We start from the raw sequence: 10977 nt of genomic DNA, 5'->3' as shown, positions 1-10977 counted from the left end.
GACTTTGCATCTAATCTAGTAGCAGAAGCTACCCTGTGGGAATGCGACTTCTTGTCGCACCATAATTCTCGATATTGGAAGTTGATTAATATCAGTTCATTTGTTTTTCGAAAGGAGTTATTTTGTTCGTTCAAAGATAATATCAAAGTAATTCGCGTACCCCATAGTTGGTGGCGCAAATAGTTGATTTTATAGGGGGAAAACCTGTAACTAAAGCCTAACATAGGTGTTTTTGTTTAAATTTTGCTTAATTCTCACTAGTAATTAACTAAAAATTTAGAAATCGTTATATAATGAATTTAATTTAAAATTAGGAGTGATTAAATTGCCAGATATGATAAACCTCGTTCTTTTCATCATTATAGCGAGGTGTTAAAACTTCTAATAGAAAGCATATTCGATTAAGAAAGAAGGGGTAGTTATGAAAACTAGTGAAGAAACGCATTGGCAAAGGTTTAAACGTAAGAGTAAATCCCCGAAAGAGTGGTTAAAGAAAGTATACGAATTTTTTATTAATGAACACGTATGGGATGCTATCTTTAAAGTGTTCCTTAAACTAGTATGGGCAGTAAAAGGTATGGGGAAAAGCTTGAAACGGGTAATAGAAAACATATTCAATTAAATTCTATTCTTTCATAATTTCCTCATACGATCGATAATTTCCAATAAATTTGTTTTATATAATGGAGTGTGAATACAACAGTTGATACAGCAATGGCTATAATACCTATATGTGCGTAAAAATTGAAGTAATCATATTTCTGGAAGAAAAATTCAAGGACAGGAAATAAAAGAGTAAGACTAGCAATTAATATTAATTGTTCTTTTTTCATTATCATGCCTCCTTCTTTGTATAATTCAGCATTGATAGAAACAATTTCTATATGAATATCCTATACATGATCAGTTAACATAACGTCCTATTATCGGTGGCAAGGAAAAAGGAGGAACCCTACTCTCACAAGGGAACCTCCTTTTTTTGTTCTATCAATCTATGCAATTTTTTATACATTCCTATTCTGGTGCGGTTTTAGGGTTCTTGTCTGTTATTGGATTAACGAAAAAACTGTATAAAATCTCGCATACTCTTAGCGTGTTTTTTTCAAAAATGCTGGCGATATCTCACATCCATCAACTTATGAATTTTATAATGTCCTCAAACCAAGAATTTCTCGTGTTTTTAGTCCAAAATGTTATTTAATAAAAAATTATCTCGAATTCGAGATAAAATACTTGCTTTTTAATCACTTGAGTTGTAAAGTGATAGTAACGAAAGTAATTGAGCCATATGAAAAACATACACTCAGTTGTTTTCGATTAAAAAACAAAGTAACTTATACAGTAAAAACTAAGATGAATTTACAAAAACATAATGAGAATAAATTGAACAGCTAAAAAGCATATTATTTTTTTATCATCACTTGACTAGTAAAACGAAGCGGAGGAATTAAAAATGTATAAAATTAAAGGGCATCATCACATTTCAATGGTTACGAAAAATGCAAATGAAAATAATCACTTTTATAAAAATGTGCTTGGATTACGTCGTGTGAAAATGACAGTGAACCAAGATGATCCGTCAATGTACCATTTATTTTACGGAGATAAAACAGGAAGTCCGGGTACAGAGTTATCATTTTTTGAAATTCCTTTAGTAGGAAGAACATATCGCGGTACAAATGCGATTACTCGAATTGGATTACTCGTTCCTTCAGAGGAAAGCTTACATTACTGGAAAGAACGATTTGAGAAATTTGATGTGAAACATAGTGAGATGACAACATATGCAAATCGTCCTGCTTTACAATTTGAGGATGCTGAAGGTCTTCGCTTAGTACTACTCGTTTCAAACGGAGAAAAAGTAGAGCACTGGGAAACTTGGGAGAAATCAGAAGTTCCTGCAAAGCATCAAATTCAAGGAATGGGTTCTGTAGAAATGACAGTTCGTAGACTTGATAAAATGGCGAGTACACTTACAGAGATGTTTGGTTATACAGAGGTTAGCCGCAGCGAAGAGGAAGCAATTTTTCAGTCCATTAAAGGAGAGGCTTTTGGAGAAATCGTTGTGAAATATTTAGATGGTCCTACTGAAAAACCAGGCCGCGGTAGCATTCACCACTTAGCAATTCGTGTGAAAAACGATGCAGAGCTTGCCTATTGGGAAGAACAAGTGAAACAAAGAGGCTTCCATTCTTCAGGAATCATTGACCGTTTCTACTTTAAAAGCTTATATTTCCGTGAATCAAACGGAATCCTTTTTGAAATTGCGACAGATGGACCAGGGTTTACAGTTGATGGAGATGTAGAACATTTAGGAGAAAAACTTGATTTACCACCGTTCTTAGAAAATCAGCGTGCAGAGATTGAAGCAAATTTAGCACCTATTGAAGAGAAAATATAAAATTTAAAACCATTGGAGGAATATAAAATGAACCAATTAAAAGGAATTCACCACGTTACAGCGATTACAAGTAGTGCAGAAAAAAACTATGAGTTTTTCACTCACGTTTTAGGAATGCGTTTAGTTAAAAAAACAGTAAACCAAGATGACATTCAAACGTATCATTTATTCTTTGCAGATGATAAAGGTAGTGCAGGAACAGATATGACATTCTTTGACTTCCCAGGTATTCCAAAAGGAGTACACGGTACGAATGAAATTTCAAAAACTTCATTCCGTGTTCCAACTGATGCAGCATTAGAGTATTGGGTGAAACGCTTTGACCGTCTTGAAGTAGAACATACAGGAATTAAAGAGCAATTTGGTAAGAAAACTCTTTCTTTCGTTGACTTTGATGACCAACACTATCAATTAATCTCAGATGAACTTGATAAAGGGATCGAATCAGGTACACCATGGCAAAACGGGCCAGTTCCATTAGAATATGCAATTACTGGTTTAGGCCCTGTATTCATCCGTATTGCAAACTTTAGTTTCTTCAAAGAAGTGTTAGAAAAAGTTTTATTATTTAAAGAGGTTGCGCAAGAAGGAGAATTCTATTTATTTGAAGTGAATAAAGGTGGAAACGGTGCTTCTGTCATTGTAGAACATAATACAGTTCTTCCTGAAGCACAACAAGGTTTTGGTACAGTGCACCATGCGGCATTCCGCGTAGAAGATCGCGCTGTATTAGAAGAATGGATTGAGAGAATCAGTAGCGTTGGACTTCCTTCATCTGGCTATGTAAACCGTCACTTCTTCGAATCATTATACGCAAGAGTTGCACCACAAATCTTATTTGAATTTGCAACAGATGGCCCAGGATTTATGGGAGATGAGCCATACGAAACACTTGGCGAAAAATTATCTTTACCTCCATTCCTAGAGCCAAAACGTGAAGAAATTGAAAAATTAGTCCGTCCAATTGATACAGTGAGAAGTACGAAGGAATTTATTAAAGAGTAAAAATAGAGATAGTAAGTAGGAGAGCAAGTAGTTTTAGCGGAGTGCTGGAACTGCTTGCTTTTTTATTTATCCTAGTAAGTTTTCTGACAATTGTTTCTCAAGTTATCAAAAAGGAAAACTTTGGTATAATTAATCAAAATATTAAATTTTCTGATAATTATTTTTCAATGCATAGAAAAGGAGTGGTAATATACAATTTTGATAATTGTATAAAAATACTAATTTTGTAAGTTTGAGAAAAGGAGATGCGAGTGTATGGGAGCAGATGTAGTAACGCGGGAGCAAATGAAACATTCTTTAGATGATTGGTATCGTGTAATGTTACAGCAAAATATAGAGAAAGCTACGGAAATGAAAGAGGAGATTGAAAGTAAGATTAGTGGGTTGGACGTAGATCAGGATGTATTGCTTTATCATGCGTTGTTGAATTTTAGATATGATGCATTAGTTGATTGGATTGGGGTTAGAGAAGATAGTTTTGATAAAGTGGAATCTTTTGAAATCCCAGCAGAAGGTGTTCTAGCTTATTACTATCACTTTTTTAAAGGGTTTCATTGCACATTAATTTCAAATTATAATGAAGCGAAAGAACAGTATGAGCAAGCTGAGAAGTTATTGAAATATATTGCCGATCCGATAGAACATGCGGAGTTTAATTATCGGATGGGGAATTTCTATTATCAAAAATATGACCAAGTTCATGCAATAGATTACTTGAATAGGGCAAAAGCAGCATTTTTACAATATCCAGGCTATGAAATAAAAGTAGGATTATGTGAAAATGCTTTTGGACTATGTTGTGTAGACATAGATCACTATGAATTAGCGGAAGAAAACTTTAATTCTGCTATGGAAGTATTGCAAAAAGCAGATCAAAAAAAATATATGCTAATGGTTCGGCATAATTTAGCTTGGCTTTATGCTAGTCAAAATCTTTCAGAATTAGCGATTCGTCATATATCTGAGGTGACCAAAAATTACCCAGAACACTTTAAAGCCTTGTTTGTAGAAGCACATGAACATTACAAATTAGGACAATATAATTTAGCGAATCCAATTGTTGAAAAAGGTTTAAATATTTGTGTTGATTTAGGAGAAAAAGAATTTCAACATCGGTTTAAAATTTTGAAAGAACTCAATGGAAAATCTTCAGTATCAATTATTGAAGATGTAATTTTAGAAGGACTTTCTTATTTTGAGAGAGAAAGATTATGGGATTGTATTCAAGAATACACTGAAATTTTAGCACTGAAATTTTATGAATGTGATGATCATGTTAAGGCAAGTAAATATTTTTATATGAATAATAAGGCTCAAAAAAATATATTGGAAAAGGGAGCGTTAAAATAATGAAGAAATTTCGTTTGGCTATTGTTGGGACTGCATTAGTAGGGGTATTATCAATTGGGTTCAATAGTTCTTTTACAAATCAAGCTGTAAATATAGGAGACACAGGAGGAGCACCAGCAAGACCAGACTACGTTAATATAGGAGACACAGGAGGGGCACCAGCAAGACCAGACTACGTTAACATTGGAGACACAGGAGGAGCACCAGCAGATAATAGAGGCGACGGCGGAGTAAGCCGACTATAATAACAAAGAAAGGGACTTCAACATGAAGTCCCTTTTTCTATTTTCAGGTCATGTAGAGAAAAGAATTGACTTACTTTAAATATGTAACTATAATGGTTACAGAATAACCATTAGTAACAGAAATGAGTTATATTTTTTTAGTATAATTGTAACTGTTTTAGTTACAATTAAAAAGAGAACATAAAATAACCAAAAAATGTAAAAACTTTAAATAACAACAAGAGAAAGGAGACGGGAATGTTGAAACGGTTTAAATTTTATTTGATTAGCGGTATTGTGCTTATTTTGCTTATCGTATGTAACTTCGTTGATAAGCCGATTGCGAAGGTTGGAGAAGTGAAAGATACTGTTATGATGAAGCTGAATACGAAAGAGAGTATGGCGCAAATTGACGGGCAGACGATTTATTTTAAGCAAATTGGTGAGGGGAAACCTCCTTTACTTATGTTGCATGGGTTTGGTGGTTCTTCTGATGGGTTTAGTGATATTTATCCGGAACTAGTGCGAGATCATACGATTATTGCGGTTGATATTTTAGGGTTTGGGCGTTCTTCTAAGCCGGTTGATTTTCAGTATTCGTTTCCTGCGCAAGTGAATTTATATTATAAGTTGATGAAGAAGCTCGGATACGATCAGTTTGCGGTGCTCGGCCATTCAATGGGCGGAGAGATGTCCCTCAATTTAGCGTATTTATATCCGGATGCAGTGACGCATCTCATCTTGGCGGATGCTACAGGGATAGAGTCTTTCCAGCAAAAAGAAAGTTATGAAGTACCACCGCTATCGACGGACTTACAAAATGTAACCGAGATTACGAAGTATAATAAAAATGAAGTGAAAAATAGTCGTGATGATAAAGAGCATTATGATCAGCTTACGAAAATGAGAGAGCGCCGCATCGCGATGGAAGCCGATAAGATTAAGGTGCCGACTTTAATTATATGGGGACGACACGATAAGAGCGTTTCTTGGAAAAATGGTGAACTGTATCATGGGCTATTTGCAAATAGTACGTTTCATATTATTGAAAAAGGATACCACGCACCGTTTCGTCAAGAACCAATTGAGTTTATGGAATATGTACAAGCATTTTTCGCGAAGCATCCACAATAAAAATTTTAAGCATAAATCCACTTCTTTCCTCATAAAGTGAAACTAATAAGGCTTGTCTAAGGAAAGGAATGAAGTGATTTGGAAACTTTACCATGGTGGGTGTATCTTGTGATTGTCGGGATTGTACTAAGTGGCTACATGGTTTTATATACTTCGAAAAAAGAGCAAGATATGGATAATGAGTTTATTGAAAAAGAAGGCGAAGTATATATGAAGCGTTTAGAAGAAGAGCGTGAGAAACGTAATCAGGAAAGTGATAAAGATTCGGTATTGCTTTAATAGAAATTTTGAAAGGTTACCACCTAGTAGGATTTTACATCTCGGTGGTAGCTTTTTTTCTTCTGCGGGAGCAGTATATGTTCATCAAGCTAAGTTTATATTAGTTTAATTTTACATGTATAAGAGAGTCATTATAAACTTTTATTGATGGTATTTATATATTTTTTTACTCATAAGAATGGAACTAGTGGGGATTTTACTGGGGGGAGATTAACAATGCATAGGGATGAAACTTCATTACATCCGGATACAGGTGTTACATCTGTAATGTTTGTTGAGCGTTCATTAAATGAAATTCGTTTTTGGTCTAGAATCATGAAGGAGCATTCTTTTTTTCTTCGTTTAGGATTTAGGTGCGAGGATACTCAACTAATTGAAGAGGCTAATCAATTTTATCGATTGTTTGAACATATTGAACAAATAGCGCATTCCTATACAAATGAAACAGATCCTGAGCAAATAAAAAGATTTAATGCAGAAGTACAACAAGCCGCAACTAATATTTGGGGATTTAAACGAAAAATTTTAGGATTAATTCTCACATGTAAATTGCCAGGACAAAATAACTTTCCACTTTTAGTTGACCATACAAGTAGGGAAGCTGATTATTTTAGAAAACGTTTAATACAATTAAATGAAGGTAAATTAGATGCGCTTCCTGATGCTATTATTAAAGAAAATGTTTTCTTTTTACGGATTATGGCAGACCATGCTAAATTTATTGGCCATCTTCTTGATCCATCGGAAAGAAAGCTTGTAGATACAGCACGGAATTTTAGCAATGATTTTGATGAATTGATGTATCAAGCAATTGACTTAGAATCTATGAAACCACAATCCCAAACAGCCCCTCTTTTAGATCAATTTTTAGATCAAAATCGTGTGTCGGTTGCATCTCTTCGGGATTTTAAGAAAACAGCACGTGATTTAATTGAGCAATGTAAAATAAAGAGTATCATTCATCCGTTATTAGCAGACCATGTTTTCCGTGAAGCTGATAGATTTCTTGAAATCATTGATATGTATGATGTTCATCTTACAAATATTCAATCACAACCTAGATATTAGAAGATAAGGAAAGATAGTATTTTACTTTCGATTGAGAAGTTAACAATTTATTGTTAGCTTCTTTTCTTTGTGATTAAAATTTTCTTTTAAGGACTACATAAATCCCTTTGACCAAATATGTAATTCTTTGTAAAATGATATATATATATATGGAAATATTATGAATATACAGGAAATCTATGGATAGTAGATTTTAATAAATTATTCGGGGGAAATTTATTAGTTAAGTATATTAACTTGTTTGCACTACATTTTACAAATAAAGGGGTATTAGTAATCATGAAAGCAAAGAAATTAGTAAGTTTAGCGTTACCAGTTATGTTATTGAGTGGTTGTATTACAATTGAAACTGATGGTAAGAAAGCTGAGCCCAAGAAAGAAGAAACGCAAAAGGTAGAGAAAGAGAATAAGACTTCTGAAAAAGAGAGTAAGTCAACTGATAGCAAGAAAGAGGATAGCTTATCTGTAGCGAAAGGTGAAGGTACAAACAGTAGTTCATCAAGTAGTCAACCAAGTTCTTCTTCAAATAATTCAACTTCTTCTAGTTCTTCAACTGGTAAGGTAACTGGTTCAGATGTTGAAAGGTACAAGGCAGATATCATAAATAGTGCTACTCAAATTGAAGATACAATGAAATTAATTGAAGGAATAGCAGATTCAGACGTAAAATCATACAAACAAAAGAAAAGTGAAGTACAACTGAGTTTAGGTGGAGCAAAGGCAACTGCAACGAAACTGAAGAATCTACAAGCGCCTCCTGAGTTACAGGGAGAACAGGCGAAGATAAAGCAGTCGATGGAACTGTATGCGGATTGTTTTCAACTTCTCTTTGATGCATTGGACCAAGAAGACGAAAGTAAAATGCATCAATCATTAAGTAAAGCACAAGAAGGTTCGAAACTGTTTGAAGAGGCAGCGAAGAGTATCGGTAGTAAAACCAACTAAGAATAAATTATTTTAAGAGGTACTTGTGGGTGCAGTTGGTGCAAGTGAAGAGTTAGGAATTAGTTATGGAAACACATTACAAATTTATCAAATGGACGATAATGTTCGTATTCGATATGTAAAACAATAAATAATTGGTGAAAAACTCTGTAATAAATTTTACAGGGTTTTTTGTTAGTTCTAGTTTATTTTTTTGTCTTCCTAAGCGCTAAGCATACTAGTATAAGTTGAGAAATGAACAAGAAGATTTGATGGGGAATATTGAATTTCCGATAAAAAATAACAATAGTAGACGCGTTTTTTTCACGGTTTAAATCATAGTAACTGTAACCATCTAAAGCCCAATTCATACACTATGGTGGAGGATTTTCACCTAATAACCGGATGAAAAAGGAGTGTAATCATGAAGAAACGTACTGTTAATGAAGCGGGAGGGAATGTGCCACAACCAATCCGCAGCGACGGAGCTGGTGCGATTGATTCTGGACCTCGTAATGTTATGCGGGATATTCAAAATCCGAATATGCTTGTTCCGCCTATAACGGATGCAGGGTTAGTTCCTAACTTGAAGTTTTCATTCTCGGACACTTCTATGATTTTGAAACAAGGCGGGTGGTCTCGGGAGATTACTGCTCGGGAACTACCGGTTTCGACGACGATTGCGGGAGTAAATATGAGTTTAACGGCTGGTGGAGTACGAGAACTACATTGGCATAAAGAAGCGGAATGGGCGTATATGCTTTTAGGACGGGCGCGCATAACGGCTGTTGATCAAAATGGGAGTAATTTTATTGCTGATGTTGGGCCAGGTGATCTTTGGTATTTTCCTCCTGGTATTCCGCATTCCATTCAAGGATTGGAACATTGTGAATTTCTACTCGTTTTCAATGATGGGCATTTTTCTGATTTATCTACTTTAGCTATTTCTGATTGGTTTGCGCATATGCCAAAAGAAGTGTTGTCGGCTAATTTCGGAGTACCTGAGAGTGCTTTTCGTTCTATCCCTTCAGATCAAGTTTATATTTATCAAGGAGAGGTGCCAGGTTCGCTTGAAAGTCAGGAAATTCAATCACCGAAAGGAGAAGTTCCTTTAACATTTAAACATGAAATGTTAAAACAAAAGCCGATTAAGACGCCTGGTGGTAGCGTTCGAATTGTAGATTCTACAAATTTCCCTATTTCCAAAACAATCGCAGCAGCGCTCGTTGAGGTTGAGCCTGGTGGAATGAGAGAACTTCATTGGCACCCGAATAATGATGAATGGCAATATTATTTGACAGGGGAAGCGAGAATGACTGTGTTTCTTGGAAATGGTACCGCTCGTACATTTGATTATAGAGCTGGCGATGTCGGATATGTACCGTTTGCGACGGGGCATTATATTCAAAATACAGGTACCGAAACATTATGGTTTTTAGAGATGTTCAGAAGTAATCGTTTTGAAGATGTATCGTTAAATCAATGGATGGCACTGACTCCTAAAGAAATAGTGGAGAGTAATATACATGTTGGCCCGCAAGTAATGGATTCCCTGCGTAAGGAGAAGAGGCCTGTTGTGAAATATCCGGGGTTTTCATATAGTCCGAAAAACGATGAGTAAAAATGAAAATTTGCGTTATTCTTTCTGGAGACTGATAAGAAGGGATGGCGTATTTTTTATGCCTAATCTAGTCTTTATCCCGCTATTTGCCGGGCAGTAAGACCCCACCTCAAAATTCAGCGGAAGCAAAGAAGTTAGGTGGGGGGCGGGCTGTCCGTAAAAGCCCGATTGGTGAGGGTTGATTAAAGTTTCACTTTATTAGTATCCGTTCCTTGTATTATTGTTCGGGAAATTATTATTGGAGCATAGTATAGGGAAGATACATATAAAAGAGCGCCATTATAAGCTGTAACGCATAAGTTGCGCAGGAAATGCAACGATAACTAGCTTTACTCTTCATCATTTATTTGAACATAATGGGCATAGAGAGGTGATAAACACAGTATGATTTTTAGTGAGCGTTTAAAAGAAGAAAGGGAAAAAAGAAATTGGTCGCAAAATGATTTGGCTGAAAAACTTCATGTGAGTAGGCAATCTGTTTTGAAATGGGAGGCGGGAAAGAACTATCTGAGCATTGAAATTATTATTCATTTAAGTGATCTGTTCGGTATTACAATTGATGAACTGCTAAGGGGTGATGAAGAATTGACGCAGAAAGTAATTGAAGATAGTAAGCAATTGGCGTATCCAAAATGGAAGGTGTTTTTTGATAGTCTATTTATGATAGGAGTATTTTTGTTTATTGCAAAAATCGTTGTATGGATGCTAAATAAGTTTGCTGGAGCAAGTATTACAATTGTAGCAGATGCGCCATATGTAATGAATCTTTTGCCCCTTGCATTCATGATTATAGGTGGTATGGGATCGGATAAGTTGAAGAAAATATATAGATAGAGGAAATAATTTCTCTGCACTAGCTGTTCTTTCTACTCAAATTGTGTACTATAAAGGATAGATAGGAAGGGTAACTAACTGTTACGATTTATTTAACCAATTATAACGAAAGTTAATTAAATATATCAGTAAGCCCT

General features: G+C 35.1%; 12 protein-coding genes. 11 read left to right on the top strand and 1 reads right to left on the bottom strand.

The annotated features are described in order from the left end of the window. Positions 1–421 precede the first annotated feature (421 nt). Positions 422–622, top strand: a complete 201-nt coding sequence (locus QO049_RS29800; RefSeq protein ID WP_000858032.1) for a hypothetical protein — start codon at positions 422–424, stop codon at positions 620–622. Positions 623–644: 22 nt separating this feature from the next. Here QO049_RS29800 and QO049_RS29795 read toward each other — a convergent pair whose 3' ends face one another. Beyond that, positions 645–833, bottom strand: a complete 189-nt coding sequence (locus QO049_RS29795) for a hypothetical protein (protein WP_000712159.1) — start codon at positions 831–833, stop codon at positions 645–647. Between the two features lie 620 nt (positions 834–1453). Here QO049_RS29795 and QO049_RS29790 point away from each other — a divergent pair. The 10 genes from QO049_RS29790 (at position 1454) to QO049_RS29740 (ending at position 10840) form a co-directional block, all read left to right on the top strand. Further along, positions 1454–2401: a ring-cleaving dioxygenase gene (locus QO049_RS29790; protein ID WP_048568213.1), complete on the top strand. Its 948-nt coding sequence runs from the start codon at positions 1454–1456 to the stop codon at positions 2399–2401. A gap of 27 nt (positions 2402–2428) precedes the next feature. After that, positions 2429–3406, top strand: coding sequence for a ring-cleaving dioxygenase (locus QO049_RS29785; protein WP_098138432.1), 978 nt, complete (start codon positions 2429–2431; stop codon positions 3404–3406). Between the two features lie 255 nt (positions 3407–3661). Beyond that, positions 3662–4756, top strand: a complete 1095-nt coding sequence (locus QO049_RS29780) for a response regulator aspartate phosphatase (protein ID WP_246962241.1) — start codon at positions 3662–3664, stop codon at positions 4754–4756. Beyond that, positions 4756–5001 carry a Phr family secreted Rap phosphatase inhibitor gene (locus tag QO049_RS29775; protein ID WP_246962243.1) on the top strand — a complete coding sequence of 82 codons (246 nt, stop codon included), beginning with the start codon at positions 4756–4758 and terminating at the stop codon, positions 4999–5001. The genes QO049_RS29780 and QO049_RS29775 overlap by 1 nt, the downstream gene beginning before the upstream one ends. Positions 5002–5238: 237 nt before the next feature. Beyond that, complete coding sequence (locus QO049_RS29770; protein WP_246962245.1) at positions 5239–6114, top strand: alpha/beta fold hydrolase; 876 nt, start codon at positions 5239–5241, stop codon at positions 6112–6114. A 78-nt stretch (positions 6115–6192) separates the two neighbouring features. Then, positions 6193–6393 (top strand): sporulation YhaL family protein, encoded by a 201-nt coding sequence (locus QO049_RS29765; protein ID WP_000449225.1) that lies wholly within the window; start codon positions 6193–6195, stop codon positions 6391–6393. Positions 6394–6609: 216 nt separating this feature from the next. Next, positions 6610–7461, top strand: a complete 852-nt coding sequence (locus QO049_RS29760) for a DUF2935 domain-containing protein (protein ID WP_000554479.1) — start codon at positions 6610–6612, stop codon at positions 7459–7461. A gap of 279 nt (positions 7462–7740) precedes the next feature. Beyond that, a complete protein-coding gene (locus QO049_RS29755) occupies positions 7741–8406 on the top strand; it encodes a DUF7018 domain-containing (lipo)protein (protein WP_000644835.1) in 666 nt (221 codons plus the stop codon). A 403-nt stretch (positions 8407–8809) separates the two neighbouring features. Further along, positions 8810–10006: an oxalate decarboxylase family bicupin gene (locus tag QO049_RS29750; protein ID WP_284489780.1), complete on the top strand. Its 1197-nt coding sequence runs from the start codon at positions 8810–8812 to the stop codon at positions 10004–10006. Positions 10007–10390: 384 nt separating this feature from the next. After that, positions 10391–10840: a helix-turn-helix domain-containing protein gene (locus QO049_RS29740; protein WP_098396258.1), complete on the top strand. Its 450-nt coding sequence runs from the start codon at positions 10391–10393 to the stop codon at positions 10838–10840. The last annotated feature ends 137 nt before the right edge of the window (positions 10841–10977 follow it).

This window comes from Bacillus sp. RB3 (assembly GCF_030164735.1).
Classification (GTDB): domain Bacteria; phylum Bacillota; class Bacilli; order Bacillales; family Bacillaceae_G; genus Bacillus_A; species Bacillus_A cereus.
The sequence above is the reverse complement of the archived record's forward strand: the minus strand, read 5'-3'. Positions and strand labels throughout refer to the sequence as shown.